18 protein-coding genes are annotated in these 16810 nt (G+C 70.7%); 7 read left to right on the top strand and 11 right to left on the bottom strand.

Annotated features, from left to right (window positions below; all coding sequences use genetic code 11):
- The first annotated feature begins 140 nt into the window (after positions 1 to 140).
- On the top strand, positions 141 to 482 hold the full coding sequence (locus M2351_RS29535) for a hypothetical protein (protein ID WP_264659603.1): 342 nt from the start codon (positions 141 to 143) through the stop codon (positions 480 to 482).
- A 27-nt stretch (positions 483 to 509) separates the two neighbouring features.
- Here M2351_RS29535 and M2351_RS29530 read toward each other — a convergent pair whose 3' ends face one another.
- From M2351_RS29530 to M2351_RS29515, 4 genes are all read right to left on the bottom strand, one after another.
- Positions 510 to 1331, bottom strand: coding sequence for a quinoprotein dehydrogenase-associated SoxYZ-like carrier (locus M2351_RS29530; protein ID WP_264659602.1), 822 nt, complete (start codon positions 1329 to 1331; stop codon positions 510 to 512).
- Between the two features lie 14 nt (positions 1332 to 1345).
- Positions 1346 to 2290: a quinoprotein relay system zinc metallohydrolase 2 gene (locus M2351_RS29525; RefSeq protein ID WP_264659601.1), complete on the bottom strand. Its 945-nt coding sequence runs from the start codon at positions 2288 to 2290 to the stop codon at positions 1346 to 1348.
- 110 nt (positions 2291 to 2400) lie between these two features.
- Complete coding sequence (locus M2351_RS29520; protein WP_264659600.1) at positions 2401 to 3447, bottom strand: hydantoinase/oxoprolinase family protein; 1047 nt, start codon at positions 3445 to 3447, stop codon at positions 2401 to 2403.
- A gap of 3 nt (positions 3448 to 3450) precedes the next feature.
- Positions 3451 to 4449 carry an ATP-grasp domain-containing protein gene (locus M2351_RS29515; RefSeq protein WP_264659599.1) on the bottom strand — a complete coding sequence of 333 codons (999 nt, stop codon included), beginning with the start codon at positions 4447 to 4449 and terminating at the stop codon, positions 3451 to 3453.
- 34 nt (positions 4450 to 4483) lie between these two features.
- On the opposite strand from M2351_RS29515, the gene M2351_RS29510 reads away from it, so the two are divergent.
- The gene (locus tag M2351_RS29510; RefSeq protein WP_264659598.1) at positions 4484 to 5197 is read left to right on the top strand and encodes a HisA/HisF-related TIM barrel protein; all 714 of its coding nucleotides are present in this window, start codon (positions 4484 to 4486) and stop codon (positions 5195 to 5197) included.
- 5 nt (positions 5198 to 5202) lie between these two features.
- On the opposite strand, the gene fae is transcribed toward M2351_RS29510, so the two are convergent.
- From fae to M2351_RS29475, 7 genes are all read right to left on the bottom strand, one after another.
- Positions 5203 to 5730, bottom strand: coding sequence for a formaldehyde-activating enzyme (gene fae / locus M2351_RS29505; protein ID WP_319801942.1), 528 nt, complete (start codon positions 5728 to 5730; stop codon positions 5203 to 5205).
- A 74-nt stretch (positions 5731 to 5804) separates the two neighbouring features.
- A complete protein-coding gene (locus M2351_RS29500) occupies positions 5805 to 6668 on the bottom strand; it encodes a triphosphoribosyl-dephospho-CoA synthase (RefSeq protein ID WP_264659597.1) in 864 nt (287 codons plus the stop codon).
- On the bottom strand, positions 6665 to 7570 hold the full coding sequence (locus M2351_RS29495; RefSeq protein WP_264659596.1) for an ATP-grasp domain-containing protein: 906 nt from the start codon (positions 7568 to 7570) through the stop codon (positions 6665 to 6667). The genes M2351_RS29500 and M2351_RS29495 overlap by 4 nt, the downstream gene beginning before the upstream one ends.
- Positions 7560 to 8549, bottom strand: a complete 990-nt coding sequence (gene mch, locus M2351_RS29490) for a methenyltetrahydromethanopterin cyclohydrolase (RefSeq protein ID WP_264659595.1) — start codon at positions 8547 to 8549, stop codon at positions 7560 to 7562. Before mch ends, M2351_RS29495 begins: the two co-directional genes overlap by 11 nt.
- Positions 8546 to 9691: an ATP-grasp domain-containing protein gene (locus M2351_RS29485; RefSeq protein WP_264659594.1), complete on the bottom strand. Its 1146-nt coding sequence runs from the start codon at positions 9689 to 9691 to the stop codon at positions 8546 to 8548. The genes mch and M2351_RS29485 overlap by 4 nt, the downstream gene beginning before the upstream one ends.
- Positions 9666 to 10562, bottom strand: a complete 897-nt coding sequence (locus M2351_RS29480) for an NAD(P)-dependent methylenetetrahydromethanopterin dehydrogenase (protein ID WP_264659593.1) — start codon at positions 10560 to 10562, stop codon at positions 9666 to 9668. The genes M2351_RS29485 and M2351_RS29480 overlap by 26 nt, the downstream gene beginning before the upstream one ends.
- A 29-nt stretch (positions 10563 to 10591) precedes the next feature.
- Positions 10592 to 11587, bottom strand: a complete 996-nt coding sequence (locus M2351_RS29475) for a beta-ribofuranosylaminobenzene 5'-phosphate synthase family protein (RefSeq protein WP_264659592.1) — start codon at positions 11585 to 11587, stop codon at positions 10592 to 10594.
- 134 nt (positions 11588 to 11721) lie between these two features.
- Here M2351_RS29475 and M2351_RS29470 point away from each other — a divergent pair, with 134 nt between their 5' ends.
- Genes M2351_RS29470 through M2351_RS29450 form a run of 5 tightly spaced genes read left to right on the top strand, consistent with a single transcriptional unit; the run spans position 11722 to position 16759 of the window.
- Entirely contained in the window at positions 11722 to 12099 is a 378-nt protein-coding gene (locus M2351_RS29470) for a 4a-hydroxytetrahydrobiopterin dehydratase (protein WP_264659591.1), read from the top strand.
- 10 nt (positions 12100 to 12109) lie between these two features.
- A complete protein-coding gene (locus M2351_RS29465; RefSeq protein ID WP_264659590.1) occupies positions 12110 to 13384 on the top strand; it encodes a formylmethanofuran dehydrogenase in 1275 nt (424 codons plus the stop codon).
- Positions 13378 to 15039: a formylmethanofuran dehydrogenase subunit A gene (locus M2351_RS29460; RefSeq protein ID WP_264659589.1), complete on the top strand. Its 1662-nt coding sequence runs from the start codon at positions 13378 to 13380 to the stop codon at positions 15037 to 15039. Before M2351_RS29465 ends, M2351_RS29460 begins: the two co-directional genes overlap by 7 nt.
- On the top strand, positions 15039 to 15938 hold the full coding sequence (gene fhcD / locus M2351_RS29455) for a formylmethanofuran--tetrahydromethanopterin N-formyltransferase (RefSeq protein WP_264659588.1): 900 nt from the start codon (positions 15039 to 15041) through the stop codon (positions 15936 to 15938). The genes M2351_RS29460 and fhcD overlap by 1 nt, the downstream gene beginning before the upstream one ends.
- On the top strand, positions 15935 to 16759 hold the full coding sequence (locus M2351_RS29450; RefSeq protein WP_264659587.1) for a formylmethanofuran dehydrogenase subunit C: 825 nt from the start codon (positions 15935 to 15937) through the stop codon (positions 16757 to 16759). Before fhcD ends, M2351_RS29450 begins: the two co-directional genes overlap by 4 nt.
- Positions 16760 to 16810 lie beyond the last annotated feature (51 nt).

Genomic DNA, 16810 nt, shown 5'->3' with positions numbered 1-16810 from the left:
ACGCGCCGGCGGAGCGTAGTCCTGCGGCCGTCTCCGAACGCGCGTCTCCGAATGCGTGCTTGAGGCGAAACGCGGGATCGCCACACCATGACCGGACGCCCATTGGCAGAACAGCGTGGACTCATTCCATGACGAGGCCCATGACGAGACTTGCCGTTCCGGTTGCGCTGGTTGCGCTTCTCGCTGGTGTCGGCACGGCGCGCGCCGACGATGGTTATCCCACCTACGCCCGCGTCGATTACGTGCTCGGCTGCATGATGTCCAACGGCCAGGGGCCGGACGTCGTGCGCAAATGCTCCTGCAGCATTGACGAGATCGCCGCGCATTTCCCCTACGACAGCTATGTGGCGGTGGAGACCGCGCGGACGCTGCAGGACATGCCCGGAGAGCGTGCCTCCTTGATGCGCGGCGTGGGGTGGGTCAAGGATTTGCTGGACGAGTTCCGGCAGGTCCAGGTCGCCGCCGACCTGAAGTGCTTCTGAGCATCCCGTCTTTGCAGGGCTGTCCGCCTACGATCCCGGAAGGGCCTTGATCGGCCAGCTGTCCTTGAAGATGCGCCCGTTCGAATCCTCGGCCGTGACCTCCAGCGTGCCCTGCTCCTCCGGAACCAGGGAGAAGTGGACGCTGGGATCCTCGCTCAACGAGATGTCCGACTGTACGGAGAGCACAGACGCCCCATTGTAGCGGACGTTGATCGTTTTCACGTAGTGGGCTGGAATGAAATAATAGTTGAGCTGGTCGTACTGCATCCCCGTGTAGTTGGGATGGCTGATCAGCAGCTGTGCGGTCACCGGCCTGCCCGCGACGATGCCGTCGGGCAGGTTCAGCTTCATCTTGCCCATGCGGGCGACGGTAAGCTGCGCGTTTTTCAGGGCCGGCGCCGAACAGCCCCCGGACGCCTTGACGAACTGCGTGGTGCGGAGCAGCCGCCCGTCGCTGGTTTCGGCGACGGCGGTGACGTTGGTGTAGGCGTTGACGCGCACGCGGGTTTCGATCGCCTGCGGGCTGCCCCCCTGGGCGAACCGGAAAGTGGCGGCCAGTGGCACCGGATTCTGATCGACGATCAGGTGGACCGCGTTCACCTGGACTCCTGACTCGGGAGCCGTCGCGATCCGGATCGGCACGATCGCCGCGTCGTTGGCGCGCGTCGGCGCCTCCAGGCTGAGGAGCGGTCCGGCATCCTCGACCGCCCGTCCGGAGAAATACATGTCGCGCAGCATGTCCCAGCGCTCGTCCTGAGGGGCCGCCGACGCCGTTCCGGCGCTGAGGCACAGCCATGCCGCCAGCGCCGTGCCGGCCCATGGACCCAAGCTCCGCTGCGGTGTCGTCATTGCATCCTCCCCTCTCATTCCCATTCCAGTTCGGCGAAGGCCGCGGTCACGTTGCGCGGGTTGTAGCCGTCGAACAGCCGCCAGCGCGGCGCCTCGTCGGTGGCGACCGTGTCGGCCGCCTGCTGGATGGTGCCGTGCGCGGCCTGGATGGCACGGACGCCGGTGACCACGCGGTCCAGGTAGCGGCGCAAGTCCCGTGCCGCTTCCGGCCACGGCGCCGATAGCGGCCCATGGCCGGGGACGACGCGCGCTGCCGGCTCCGCCGCAAGGCCGTCGAGCAGGCGGATCCAGCCGAGCACGGACCCGTCGATGGCCGGCGCCCGCTCCATGAACAACAGGTCGCCGGTCCAGAGCGTCGCCGTCTGCCGGTCGAACACCGTCAGGTCGTTGTCCGTGTGCGCCACCGGGCGCGCGACCAGTTCCACCACGCGCCGGCCCAGGTCCAACTCCAGCCGGTCGGACACGGTGACCGTCGGCGGAATGATCCGCGCCTCCGCGCCTGCCTCGGCGCCGACCGCGGCGTCGAAGGCGTGAAGGTAATGGTTGCCGCGCGCCATCAGCGCCGCCTGGAAATTGCGATGCGCCACGAAGTCCGGCTGGTCGGGCAGAAAGGCCGCGTTTCCCAGCACATGATCCGGGTGCATGTGGGTGTTGACGACGTAGCGGACGGGCCGGTCGGTGTGGGCCCGGATCGCCTCGCGCAGCCGCTGGCCGACCGCCGGAGACCCGCCGGTGTCGATCACGGCGACGGCGTCGTCCCCCACGATGAACCCGCAATTGGCGATGTCGCCGGCGTTGGCGGTGTCGGTTTCCTCGTAAAGGCCCGCATGCACGAAGACCCCGGGGGCGACCTCGGACACGGGCAAGGGATCGGCCGACACCGGTGCCGCCCAGAAAATCCAAACGCCCAACAGACAGATGCCCAGCAGCCAGCCCCCAAGCATGGCCGCGCCCGCCATCGTCCGTTCCTGCGTCCTGTCCATTCCGGCGAGTATGGGGCGGTGCCAAAGGGCGCGGCAACCGAGCAAAAGTGTTTGTGCGGCGCAACCGCCGTGGCGCTCCGGGGGTCTCAGGTCCGGGGGTCGCGGTGCGCGGCCAGCCAGCCGACACTGACGGCCGGCGCGAACCAGCCGACGCGCTCGCGTAAGTCCGGCGCGATGGGCAGGTGCGCCTCGAAATCATGGTAGGGCAGGTCCCGGCGCTCCGCCAAGCGGCGCACCAAGCCGCGGCCGACCCCGGCGCCCACCAGTGCTGCGGCGTCCGCCGCCGTGCCCCGCGACAGCACTTGGTCGAGCGCGTCCTCGATCTGCCGCAGTTGGCGTTCGGCGAGATGACGGGCGAGCCGGCGCGCCGCCGCAAGGCCATCCGACCCCAGATCGTCGCCCACCATGCGCAGCAGCCGCCGTGCGCTGGCGATCTCGCCGTGGTCGCGCCCGTCCGCCGTCGGGTGCTGGTCGACGCCGTCCGGCAGCGTTCCCGTCAGGCGGTGCACGTCGGCCATGGTGGCGAACAACTCCGCCATCAGCGTCCGCCAGCCTCCGGCGTGGGGAACGGCGCGGGCCACGGCCATGACCGGGGTGCGCACGATGCCCGTGTAGACCAGTTCCCCGCTCTCCAGCCGTTCCGCGTCGGAATAGCCGGCGTGGCGCGGGCCACCGTCGCCGAGCGGGACGATGTCGGTCGTCGTGCTGCCGACATCGACCAGGATTCCGTCCCCAGCCTCGGCCGCCACCAGCGCCGTGGCGTACCAGTTGGCCGAGGCCACCGCGTCCGCGCAGTCCGCAACGGCCTCCTCCGGCACCAGCCCACGCGGACCGGCGAAGAAAGCGAGGGTCGTGCCGGGGAGGGCTGTGCGCAGCGTCGCTGCGATGTGGCGGACACCGTCCGCCCGATCGTCGAACAGGTCCGCCAACTCGCCGGTCATGGTCGCGGCGACGCGCCGGGGGCGGCCCCAGCGATTGAGCGCCGTCGCGATGGCGGTCTCCAGCCGGTCGAGGCCTTGCCAGAGCGGGCAGGGCCATTGATCGAGGTCGCGCAGCGTGCCCGCCTCGTCGAACCGGGCCGCTTTCAGGTGGGCGCCGCCGATGTCCAGCCCGATCAATCCGCCGCGTTCCATGCCTTACCCCTCAAGGTTCAGAAGGACGGGTTCCACCCGCTCCACCGGCCTCGGCGGGACCGGTGGGGCGCGCGCCAAGTCCAGCACCGCCGCGGCGCCGTTCAGCCCGGTCGCGCGCCGCAGGCCCACATAGGAGGTGGTGAGGCGCGGGTTGACCTCCAGGATCGTCGGGCCGTCCGGTCCGGCGATGAAATCCACGCCCACATAGCCGAACAGGCCCGGCAGCGCCGCGGCGACGCCTTGGGCGAGGCCGGCCAGGGGCGGCGTTGACGGCATACCGCCGACGATCCCCCCGCCATAGGCGAAGGACTGCCCAGACAGGGAAACATCCTGGCGGTTGACGGTCAGCAGCCAAGCGCGCCCATCGCGGCACAGCATCGACAGGCTGGCGGGCGTGCCGGGCTGGAAAGGCTGCGCCACGAAGCCGGCGCGGTTGACCTCTCCCCGCCACGCGATCCAGTCGCCGCGGTCACGGAGCAGCCGGGTGTCGACGCATCCCGCCCCGTCGTCGGGCTTGACGACCCAGGGGCCATCCCCCGGCGGTCGGTCAGCGCCGAGGGCGCCGACGTGCCAGACCGGTGCTACAGGCAATCCGGCGGCGGATAGGGCGTCGGCGGTCGCCGCCTTGCTGGACGCGACAGCCACCGCATCGGCCGGGCTGTTGAGCAGACGGCGACCGGCGGACTCGACCATGCGGCTGAAGCGTTCCAGCGCGCCCTCCGTCTCCGGTGCGATGGGCCAGACGGCGTCCGCCTCCCGGGCGAGATCCTCCCAAAGGGCCCAGGACTCGCGGGGGTCGTCGATGGTTATGCTGCGCACGGGCGGCCGGAGCGGTGGGAGGCGGGCGTCGCGCGTGACCATGACCTCGACCTCTGGAATCTCCAGCAGGTCGTCGACCAGGGCGCGGAGCATCAGGTCGCCCTCGCGGGCAAGGCTGGAGGGGATGGGGGCGTCCGGGGGCATGCCGCCGCCGGTCACGAACTCACAGACCAGGATGCGCATGTCGTCCGTCCGTAAGAAAGCCGAGGGAGGAGAGATGTTCCAAGTCGTTCCGGTGATCGACCTGCGGGATGGCGGCGTGGTGCACGCCCGGCGCGGCGACCGGGGCCGGTACGCGCCGCTGCGCTCCCCGCTGTGCAGCGGCAACGATCCGGTGGCGGTGGTCGGCGGCCTTCTCGGCCTGCACCCGTTCCAGGTCGTCTATGTGGCCGATCTCGACGCCATCGAAGGGACAGGGGACAACCAGCCGGTCCTGGCGCGGTTGCGGGCGGCCTTTTCGGGAACGGGATTCTGGGTCGACGCCGGCTTTCGCAGCGCGGACGTGGTGCGCCGCTTCGTTGCGTCGGGCGTCGGCGACGCGGTGCTCGGCAGCGAGAGCCTGTCGGGGATCGAGCCGCTGGAACAACTGAGAGGCGATGCCGCGTGGGAGGGCGTCGTCCTGTCGCTCGATTTCCGCGACCGGTTTGTCGGGCCGGCCGAATTGCTGGACCGCACCGACCTGTGGCCGCGGCGGATCATCGCCATGACGCTCGCTCGCGTGGGATCCGGGGAGGGACCGGACTGGGGTCGCCTCGCGGAAATCGGTGCAAAGATTCGAGGGGCCGAGCCGGACGCGCGCCTGTTCGCCGCCGGGGGCGTGCGCGGCGGCGACGACCTCCGGGAACTGGCCGCGCGTGGCAGCGCCGGTGCCCTGGTGGCGACGGCGCTGCACGACGGCCGCATTGGACTCGCGGATTTGCAGGCCCTGTGAAGGGATCACGCGGCGAAGGGGTGCTTCACCTTGTCCTTCTGGCTCATAAGGTCCTGCGCGCTTGGGAAGCTGGCGACCGCGCGTTCGATGGCTTCCTTGGTGGCGCGGTAGTTGTAGTCCTGGATCTTGGCGTTGTCCTTGGCTTCCCAATGGATGAAGACGCCGACGCAGATGAAGATGTTGTCGATCTCCTCCTGCGGGATCGTGCCTTCCGCCACGCAGTCGGCCACGGCCTTGGCGACGGCGTGCTGGGCGGGGCCGAACATCTGCACCGCCTGCTCCGCGCCCTTGATCGTGACCTTGTTGAACAGGATGGTGGCCGGCTTGCACATCAGGTTGGGCGCGACCACGGCGAGAAGGGACGTGAAGCCGTCCTTGTTGTTGGTCAACGCGTTGCAAAAAGCCGTTTCCACGGCGCTGCCGCGCGGCCCCATGATCAGATCGATGTGGGCGACCTCGTTCCCATCACCGACCAGCGACTCACCGACAAGAACGCGGTTGATCTTCGCGGATTGTCCTCCCCACATCGGCATGTCCTTTCTCCCTAGCTTTCAGGCGTTATTTGCGCGGCGCGTCTTTCTCGACGAGCCCCCGTTATTATGGACTGCTATGGCGATTGCATGATCCAGTGCGCAAGCAGGCAGCCCACAACAATATCCGCGGTCGTCCCCGGATTGACGCCATTGTATTTGAGTTCGCGGTCCAGTTCCCCCAAGCGCGATCGCGTTAGCGTGAATGCACGATCCGGGGCCTTGTTTTCCCTCAATTCCGATGCCCGCCCGCGTAACCATTCAGCGCGTTCTAACCCGTACTTGCGGGCGACATGGCTGTCGAGCACGGTGGAAAGAAGATGGATGTACAGCCGTTCCGTCGCTTGTTCATAACTCTCCCCGGCGTCCAGCCAGTGCCGGAGGCACGGCACGCCCGTCTCGAACACGTCCGCGAAGTTGGTTGCGTACTGCCAAGCGATCCGGTCGCGGTCTTGCGCCTCCTGCATGGCGGCGAGCAGGGTCACCCGCGCCGGGGCGTGGACGTCCGCCCCGTCCACCCGCCCGAGCCCGGCGGGTTCGGCCAGCGCGATGGCGCGGAACGCCAGATCCGCGTCGTCCACCGTCAGGTTGGCGAGAACACGGCCCAGCCGGTCGCGCAGGGGACCGCCGCCGGTCAGTGCGGCTTGGGCCAGGGGTGCTGCGAGTAGCAGGATGCCGAGGTTCGTGTTGCAGCCGACGGCCGCCCGCGTGGCGGCGACCGCCTCAAAGATCCGTTCCCCGACGCTCAGGTCCGGCCGGGCGAGGATCGGCGCGGTGATGTCGGCGCTGGCGAGGAACTGGCCGACGCTCATCCCATGCCCGTCCGCGTGTATGTGAACGTTGCCGGGCTTCAGCGCCCGCAGTTCCAGGTGGCAGGCGGCGCGGTAGGCGCCGGCGATGCCGGAGCTACGGTCAGGGGGGATAGGCGCCCAGTCAGTCATTTGCGTGGCTGGTCATGCGTGTTCACCCGCTCCACGAAGTCGGCGGCCAGGGCGTCGGCGATGTCCACCGCGCTGACGCGTTGCAATCCCTGCCAGGCTGGCATGCTGTTGACCTCCAGCACCAGCCAGCGTCCCGCCCGGTCCTGGATCAGGTCGACCCCGGCGTAGCCCGCCCCGACCGCCCGCGCGGCGCGGACGGCGAGGTCGGCGGGTTCGTCGTCGGCAGAGGCGGCCTCGCACGCCGCACCCTGGTGGACGTTGGTGACCCAGCTCTTGCCGTGCCGGGTCATCGCGGCGACCGCCCGTCCGCCGGCCACGAACACCCGCCGGTCGTGCCACGCGCCCTCCGTCCGCGGCGGGATGAAGGGCTGGAGGTAGTAGACCCCGGCCACGCTGTCGGCGTCGGGCAGAGCCTCCGGACCGTCCAGCCGCAGCAAGCCGCGTCCCTGCGCGCCGAACAGCGGCTTCAGCACCTGGTCGGGTGTGCGCTCCAGAACGCGGCGGGCGGGCTCGGCGTCCTGGGCGGCCAGCGCGGGCGGGGTCGGCAGGCCGGCGCGGGTGAGGAGAAAGCTCGTCATGCTCTTGTCCACACAGCGCTCAATGGCCCGCGCGTCGTTGTAGACTGGCACGCCGAGGTCGCGCAGCGCGTGGAGGACGCCGAGCCGCAGCGTCACCTGCTCGAAGCTGCCCTGGCCCACCGCCCGGACGAACACGCCGGCCGGCAGTTCGTCCTCGAAGCCGGGGATCAGCAGCCCGGTGGCGGTATGTCCGGCGGCGATCCCGCAGCGCCGCGGCGAGACGCAACGGCAGGGCAGGCCGCGCGCCTCGATGGCGCGGACGAGGCGCGGCGTGTGCCAGTCCGGCCGTTCGGTGAGGATCAGGGCGGTGCGCTCACCGGACATCGCGGAACGAGCGCTCCACAAGGTCGGGCGTCAGCTCGCCCGCTTGGAAACTGCGTCCGCTGTCGATGGCGGTGACGGTCACGCGCGCCGGGCTGAACAGCATGGAGTCGATGGCGTAGAAGTCGCCCTTCACCGCCGCGAAGACCTCCGCGAAGGGCTGCCCATGGTCGCGCGAGGCGGAGGAGGGCAGGCGCTTGGCCAGATCCTCCGCCTCGTCGTCCGGGCCTGTGACGTGCAGGTGCACCGTGCCGCCGTAGAGGATCGCGTCGTTGGTGCGGCCCATGGCCGTCAGGAATCCGCCGCCCGGCGGAGGCAGCGGCGCCATGCCGATCCCGTCGACGACGTGGCCGAGCGGGAAGCCCAGGGCGTGCAGCTTGTGCAACGCCACCTCCAGCACTCGGGCGACCACCTGGGTGGTACCGGCGAGGCTCTGGGTCGGGGTGAGGACCAGGGTCAGACGGTCCGCGGCGATCCCGCAGGTGGACGCGATGTGGGCGACCAGCTCGGCCGGAGGCACCGTCCCCACCTCCAGCACGAAGGCGGCGCTGTCGGCGGTGTCCTGGTAGCCGAGTTCGTCGAACAACGTCTCCTGCCGCGCCAGCGCGCGGCCGGGACCGGAGCCCAGCGCGAAGAAGGCGCTCTTGCCGCTGCCATGGCTGAGGCTCCACCCGGCGTATTGGCTGCCGAGGCACGCCAGCACCGGCTGGGCGCTGTGGACCGTGACGCCGAACGGCCAAGCCGGCACGCCGGGCACCGGGCCGAGCGCAACCCGGCCGAGGCCGCCCATGCACAGCTCCGCGATGCGCCGCCCGGCCTCCAGGCCGCCGGGATGGCGGATGCCGGCGTCGATGACGCAGGCCTCCCCGACGCGCTGGATGCCGAGGCGCAGCACCGCCGCATCGGCCACCAGCCGCTCCACCAGCGGCGACGAAAGCTCCGCAAGGCTTGGGCGCTGGTCGGAAGGCGTTTCCGTGGTCATGCTTGCAACTCCATCATGGCGGAGGCGGCCAGTTGCCGCCGTCGCCGCTCGACGTGGCGCCGTGCCGCGCGGACGCCGTCGCCGTCGCCCAGCACCGTGCAGACCGGCTGGCCAGCCGCGAGTGCGGCGGGCGTCACGGGGCGATCCGCGGTCCAGTCCGGCCAGCGCAGGTCGGCGCCGATCGAGGTGGGGGCGTCGGCGTAGACCACCTCCGCCGCCCGGCAGTCCGGCAGCGCCGGCAAGCGGTCGGGGAGGCGGCCGGCGCAGGCCTCCAGGTGCAAGGTGAACAGCGGCGGCATCGGGTCGCGGTCGAAGACATCCATGGTCGCCCCCGGCCGCGGATTGATCTCCAACAGGTGAAAGCCCTGTCCGTTCAGCAGGAAGTCCGCGCTGTTCAGCCCGACCAGTCCGAACGCTGTGGTGAGGCGGTTCATCATGTCGGCCAAGGCCTGGGCGATGCGCTTCGGACAGCGCCACGGCCCGGCGGCGCCACCGTAACGGTAGGGGCTTTCCGCGGTCGGCGAGGACCACTGCCGGCTGAGCCCGACAATGACCGCCCGCCGACCGTCGGCGAGGAAGAGGACCGACACCGCATGGCCGCTGACGCGGCGCTGGAAGTACCAGCCCGGTTGGGCTGTCGCGGCCGATGCGGGCGCGATGTGCCCGCCCCCGCTGCCTCCGATCCGCTTGAGCAGGTGGTTGCTTGGCGGGCCGCCCAGCGACCGCGCGACGGGGGGATGGGGAATGCCCAGCCGGTCCAGGGTCTCAGCAAAGCGAAACGGGTCCTTCACGCGCGCCACCACATCGGCGCGGTTGCCGAACAGCGGCCGGTCTTCCGCGATGCGCGCCAGAAGGGCCGGAGCCTCCTCGAACCCGGCGCCGTAGACCAGCGGCAGGCCGCGTAACTCCGGCCTCGCCAGGGCGTCCAGCAGGGCGGTAATGTCCAGGCGCAGGGCGTCGGAGGGCAGGCGGATGCAGGGTTCCGCAAGCTGGCGGGTGTCATGGTCGGCGAACAGGTCGATGGCCGCCGGGCGCCGGCCCGCCCGGCGCGCCGCGGCGGCCAGCGCACGCGCCGACAGGGCGACGACAACGACGTCCGGGGCGACGTCCGGTCCCTCAGCCGGCGATCTGGCGGGCGGCATCGTAGGCATCGCGGAAGTCCAGGTACACGGCCTTGTCCGCGTCGGCGAGGCGCTTCAGCAGGGCGTGCTGCACCCGGAACTTGACGTTGCCGACCGCGAGCGCACCGATGCCGACCCCGCGCCCGCCGGGCAGCGGCGCGCCGTCATCCTTGGCGGCGACGCCCTCGATTCCCGATGGCGGGACGGCATTGATGTCCGCCGCCGCCAGCAGGCGCCCCGCCGCGGCGAGGTTGCGCGCCGACAGGATCTGCATCCCGGCGCGCCCGCAGGCGAACACGACCTCCGCGTCCGTCAGCAGCTTTTCCTTGGTTGCATCGTCGGGGGCGTCGGCGCAGGCAAGTTCCACGCCGAAGCGGCGGCGGAATTCGGCGGCCTTGGGTTCCACACCGGACAGGCCGCGGTGGCTGACCATCGTGACCCGCGCACCGGCCAGGGCGGCGATGACCGCGGCGGTGCCGCCGACCACTCCGGTGGCGCCATAGACCTGCACGGACAGGCCTTTGATCCCCTCTGGACGGGTGCGGCGCAACGCGCGCTCGACCACGGCGACCATGGCGCCGGCCGTGGTAAAGGCGCCGGACGGGTCGACCATGACGGAGATGGTGAAGGGCGGGAACATCGCCTTGCGCGCCGCGTCCATCATGTCCAGCGCCACCAGCGCGTCCCGTCCGCCGATGAACAGCCCGGTGCGCGCCGCGTTGGCCGGATCGCGGGAAAACATAGCGTCCTGGGTGATGCCGGTGACCTCCTCCGGCGCAACCTCGGTGTAGGGGAACAGGGTCGCCATGCCGGCGTCGGCCGCCATGTTGACGTCGAAGGCGCTGACGTGCTTCAGCGGTGTCAGCATGTGCAGGACGTAGGGTGCAGCCATCGTGCTCTTCCCTATCGTGTGGGGTTGGTTCAGGAGACCCGCAGCGTTGCCCGATGCAGGGCGGACTCAAGGGTCGCGCCGTCGTTGCGGCCGCGGAACAGGTGGAACTCCAGCGGGGAACCGGCCCAGCGGCGCCGAGCTTCCGCCAGCAGGGCCTCGGCGCGCCGGGCGTCGCCGACGATGGCGAAGCCGGTCGGTCCCCACGAGCTTTGCCCGACGCCGGGAATGCCCTCCGCCTCCAGCCAGGACAGCGCGTCGGCCACCGCGGGGCTGGTGAAGCGCCCGCCCTGGACGGGGGCGAAATGGTCGCCCACCGTGCGTTGCAGCTCGCCCACCGCCTGCCCGAAGCGGTCGGCGTCGCCGTCGATCAGCGCCGGCAGGGCCGCCATGACCATCAGGCGGCACAGATGCCCGGCCCGCTCCGCCGGAAAGGGCGGCAGCGTCTTGAAGGCCTGCACTTCCGCGGTGCCGTGCAGCCCCTGGCCGTCGCGGTGCAGGATCAGCAGGACGCGCCAGGACTCCGGAAAGGGCAGGCGTGCGACGATGGGTGGTGGATCGTCGCTCGCTCCCCGGCCGCCGTCCAGGATCACGCCGCCCTTCTCGAAGGCGCCGATCCCGATGCCGGAACGCGCACCGCGCTCAAGCTCCGCGGCGAGCTTGCGGACGGGCAGGGGCCGCCCGTAAAGCTGTGCCAGCGCGGTACCGACCGCCAAGCCCATCTGCGTGCCGGACCCCAGCCCGACATGCTCCGGAATGGCCTCCTCCACCGTCAGTTCGGCGCAGGCCGGCCAGCGGAAGCGGTCGCACACCGCCCGCGCGGCCTTCAATGCACGTTCCGCCGACGGGCCGGCCGCGCGCAGGCGTTCGGACGGGCGGGCCCGGACGGTCGTCGCCATTCCGTCGAGCGTCAGGCCGAGGCTGCCGAAGCGACGCCCCAGGCCACCGTTCATGTCGAGAAATCCCAGATGCAACCGCGCGGGCGCCGTGACCCGCACCTCCCCCACATCGTCGACGCCAAGAGGCATGAGAACCTCATGTGTTCAAGGAAAGTTGCGTCGTTTTTTCGATCATGATAATCTTGTGTCAAAAAAACACCCCGATCCAATAGTATATACCTCTTTCGGGGTGAAGACTGTTCGGTCACTTCGGGGAGGAAGACATGGCCGCGGTTCAGGAATCCACCTATTCCGATGCTGAAGTCGCAGAGCGGCTGCAGCAAATATTGCCGCGTTGGCGTTTTGAGGACGGCTGGATTCGTCGGAAGTACAAGACGAACAGCTGGAAGGGCACCCTGATGGTGGTCAACACGGTCGGCCATCTGGCCGAGGCCGCGTGGCACCACCCGGACCTGACCGTGTCCTACGCCTGGGTCGAGGTGCGGCTGAAGACCCACACGGCCAAGGGCATCACCGACAAGGACTTCGAACTCGCCCGCAAGATCGAGGAGGTCGTGCAGTGGCAGCCGGCCAAGGAGGGCGGCGCGCTGGAGGGCACGCCCAAGGACGACATGCGCTTCGCCTACATCAAGTACGATTGACGGCGCCCTTATGGCGAGCAATCCGGCGATTCATCAAGACGTCCTGTGCCCCTTCTGCGGCCTCGGCTGCGACGACCTCACGGTTGAGGCGGAGACTGGCGGGCTGGCGGTGCGCTCCACCGACTGCCCGATCGCGCGCGACCGCTTCGCCCGCACCCCGCCGGCCGAACCGCCGCGCGTGGCGGGAACTCCCGTGCCGCTGCAAGACGCGACGCGCGCGGCGGCCACGGCGCTGGGTGGATCTGGTGCGCCGCTGGTCGCCGGGCTCGGTACCGACGTCGGTGGGGTGCGGGCGGCGCTGGCGCTGGCCCAGCGGCTGGGCGCGGTGGTCGACCACGCTTTGTCCGACGGGCTGTACCGCAATCTGGCGGTGCTGCAACGCACGGGCTGGATCGCAACGACGCTGGCGGAATTGCGCAACCGCTGCGACCTGCTGCTGGTGGCGGGGCCGGACCCGGCGGCGTTCCACCCGCGCCTCTACGAGCGCTGGGTAGCGCCGACCCCGGCCTTCCAGAACCCGCCGTCGCGGGAGGTGGTGTTCCTGTGCGGCGAACCGCTGGACTCGCCGCGGGCTGCGCTGGTGAATCTTCCCGTCACGGTCCTGCCCGGCGACCCCGCGCGGATCGGGGACGTGGCGGCGGCGTTGACGGCGGCGCTGCCCGATCCCTCCCGCGCGGTCGGCGCAGCGGGCATCCCGGCGGCAGACATCGCTGCGCTGGCGGAGCGGCTGCTGAAGGCGCGCTACGCCGTGGTGGCCTGGGCGGCCTCCGCCTTCCAAGCGCCGCACGCCGACCTGACGGTGGAGCGGCTGGTCCGCCTCGTCCACGACGTCAACCGGCACACCCGCTGCGCCGGCCTGCCGCTTGCCGGGCACGACAACGTGGTCGGCGCCAACCAGGTCTGCACGTGGCAACTCGGGGTTCCGCTGCGCGCTTCGCTCGGCGGAGGGGCGCCGCTGCACGATCCCTACCGCTTCGCCTGGGACCGGTACCTGGACACGGCGGACGCCGTCCTGTGGATTTCGTCCTTCCGGCCGGAGGTCCCAATCTTTCCGCCGGGCAAGCCGGTCATCGTCCTGGCCCCGCCGGGAACCCCCTTTGCCACTGAGCCGGCCGTCTTCATCCCCGTCGGCACGCCGGGCATCGACCATCCCGGCCATGTCTTCCGCAGCGACACGGTGGTCGCGCTGCGCGCGCGGGGCCTGATCGACCGCGGCTTGCCCGATGTCGCGACCGTGTTGACGGCCATCACCGCCGCGCTGCCGCAGGAGGCCGCCGCATGCTGATGAAACTCGCCGGTGGGCGCATTTACGACCCGGCCAACGGGCGCGACAGCGCGGTCGGCGACCTGTTCGTCCAGGACGGCCGGATCGTCGCCGATCCGGGACCCGGCGCCGCGCCGGACGAGGTCCACGACCTGACCGGCCGGGTGGTGATGGCCGGGGCCATCGACATCCACAGCCACATCGCTGGCGGGAAGGTCAACATCGCGCGGCTGCTGATGGCGGAGGAGCATCGCGCGGCGGCGCTTGCATCGGAAGAACCTTGCGGCTGCGGGGGCGCCATCGCCACCCCCTCCACCCACGTCACCGGCTGCCGCTACGCCCAGATGGGCTACACCGCGGCCTTCGAGCCGGCGATGCTGCCCAGCAACGCCCGCCACGCGCACTTGGAGATGGCGGACATCCCGCTGATCGACACCGGCGGCTACCTCGTGCTGGGCAACGACGACCTGCTGCTGGAGCTTCTCGCCTCCGGCGCTGGGGAGGAGGCGGTGGCCGATTACGTCGGCTGCATGCTGAACGCCACCCGCAGCCTCGCCATCAAGGCGGTGAACCCCGGCGGCATCAACGCCTTCAAGTATAACCAGCGCCGCCTGAACGTGGACGAGGCCGGGCCCTTCCACGCCATAACGCCGCGCCGCATCCTCACCGCGCTGGCGGCGGCAGTGCATCGGCTCGGCATCCCGCACCCGCTGCACCTGCACGGCTTCAACCTGGGCGTTCCGGGCAACGCGGAGGCGACGCTGGACAGCATCGAGGCGGTGGAGGGCCTGCGCCTCCACCTCACCCACGTGCAGTTCCACGCCTACGGCGTGGAGGGCGACCGGAAATTCTCCTCCGCCGCCGCGCGGATCGCGGAGGCGGTCAACCGCCGGCCGAACATCTCCGTGGACGTCGGGCAGATCATGTTCGGCCAGACGGTGACCGCGTCGGCCGACACCATGGCGCAGATGGGCAACGCCGGGCTCGCTCACCCCAAGAAATGGGTGATGATGGACATCGAGTGCGACGCCGGCTGCGGCGTCGTGCCCTTCCGCTACCGCGACAAGGCCTTCGTCAACGCGCTGCAATGGGCCATCGGGCTGGAGCTGTTCCTGCTGATCGAGGATCCCTGGCGCATCTTCCTGACCACCGACCACCCCAACGGTGCGCCCTTCACCAGCTATCCGGAGCTGATCCGCCTGCTGATGGACCGCGACCACCGCCTCGCCCGGATGGCCGAGCTTCATCCGGACCTGCCGCAGCACACCATCCTCGGCTCTCTGACGCGCGAATACACACTGGGGGAGATCGCCACCATGACCCGCGCCGCACCCGCGCGGATCCTCGGGCTGGCCGACCGTGGGCATCTTGGGCCGGGGGCGGCGGCGGACATCACCGTCTACACCGACCGGCCGGACCGCCGCGCCATGTTCGAGAAGCCGGACCTGGTCTTCAAGGACGGCCGGCTGATCGTCCGCAACGGCGTGGTGATTGCCCTGGGCGCGGGGCGCACCCATGTGGTCGAGCCCGCCTACGACCCGACGATCGAAGCCTGGATGGGCCGCCGCTTCGACAAACGCATGGGCCAGCGGCTGGCGCATTTCCGCATCGCGGAGGAGGAAATCCGCGGCGGAAACGGCCTGGTCCGCCACGCGTGCACGCCGGGAGCTTTTTGATGCGGCTGAACGGCGTCCACATCGACGACACCTTCGCCGAGGCCTTCCCCATGCTCGGCACGCGGCTGGTGATCACCGCCGACACGCCGGCCTGGGTGCAGGCGGCGGTGCTCAGCATGACGGGCTTCGCCACCTCGGTCATCGCCTGCGGCTGTGAGGCGGCGGTGGAGCGGCTGTTGCCGCCGGACGAGACGCCGGACGCCCGGCCGGGTGCCGCGGTGCTGCTGTTCGCGATGAACAAGGCGGAACTCGCGAAGCAGGTGGGGCGTCGCGTCGGGCAGTGCGTGATGACCTCGCCGGGGTCGGCCTGCTACGCGGGCCTGCACGATGGTCCGACGATTCCGCTCGGCAACGCGCTGCGCTACTTCGGCGATGGCTGGCAGATCGCCAAGCGGGTGGGCAACCGGCGCTATTGGCGCGTCCCGGTCATGGACGGGGAGTTCCTGTGCGAGGCGGCCACCGCGGTGGTGGAGGGCGTGGGCGGCGGCAATTTCATCCTGCTGGCGGTCGACCGCCGCGCCGGGCTGGCGGCGGCGCAGGCCGCGGTCATGGCGATCCGCGAGGTGCCCGGCGCTATTCTGCCGTTCCCCGGCGGGGTGGTCCGCTCCGGCTCCAAGATCGGAGGCAAGTACAAGGGGATGATCGCCTCCACCAACACGGCCTTCTGCCCGACCCTGCGGGGCACGGTGCCCGCGTCGCTGGTGCCGGAGGGGGTGGAGTCCATCCTGGAACTGGTGATCGACGGGGTGAGCGCGGACGCGGTCGCCGCCGCCATGCGGGCGGGCATCGGTGCGGTGGTCGGGTTGGGGGCGGCCGGCGGGGTGGTGTCGGTCACCGCCGGCAACTATGGCGGCAAACTCGGCCGCTACCAATTCCGCCTGCACGAGGTGATGGCATGAGCGGTGTCATCCTCACCCCCGTCGAGGCCGCCGGGCCGCCGATCGACATGACCGGCGTTCTGCCGGATCGACTGGCGGATGGTGGCCGGGCCGCGCTGGCCGGGCTGATGCTGGTCCGTGGAAAGGGGCGCCACCGGCTGGACGCGCTGTTCGACCTCCAGGACGGCGGCCCGGCGGGAGCGCTGGTGCTGCGTCCTGGCGCCGCCGCGCTCGACGGGGTGGGGGCGGGCATGGCGGCCGGGGAGATCCTGGTCGAAGGGGATTGCGGAGCCTACGCCGGCAGCGGCATGCGCGGCGGCACGCTGATCGTGGAGGGGGACTGCGGAGCCTTCGCCGCCGCCGAGATGGCCGGCGGACGCCTGCGCGTTGCCGGCGACGCCGGCGACTTCCTGGGCGCGCCGCTGGCCGGCGGCACGCGCGGCATGAGCGGCGGGGCGGTCGTCGTTGCGGGCAACGCGGGGGATCGCATCGGCGAACGGATGCGGCGGGGCCTGATCACTGTTCACGGGCGGGCGGGCAGCCTATGCGGCGCCCGGATGATCGCCGGGACCATCGCCGTCGGCGCCGCCTGCGGCCCGGAACTGGGGCTCGCGATGCGCCGCGGAACCATCCTCCTGTCCCAGGCGCCGGAGGCGCTACCGACCGGCTTCGTGGACGGTGGCGCGAACGACTGGCTGTTCCTGGAGCTGATGCGGCGGGAATTGACGGATGGCGGGGCGTGGCCCGTGGGCTTCCCGACCGTCGGCACCCGCGCCCGACGGCTGGTCGGCGACCGTTCGGTTCAGGGCATCGGCGAAGTGCTTATCCTTTCGAAGGCGTAGCGTGACGCACGCCGCCCAACCACATCCTGACAACGTCTCGCAAGAACGCGG

The organism is Azospirillum canadense (assembly GCF_025961225.1).
GTDB classification, from domain to species: domain Bacteria; phylum Pseudomonadota; class Alphaproteobacteria; order Azospirillales; family Azospirillaceae; genus Azospirillum; species Azospirillum canadense.
Note: the sequence above shows the minus strand (reverse complement) of the source record. Positions and strands in the feature narration are given on the sequence as shown.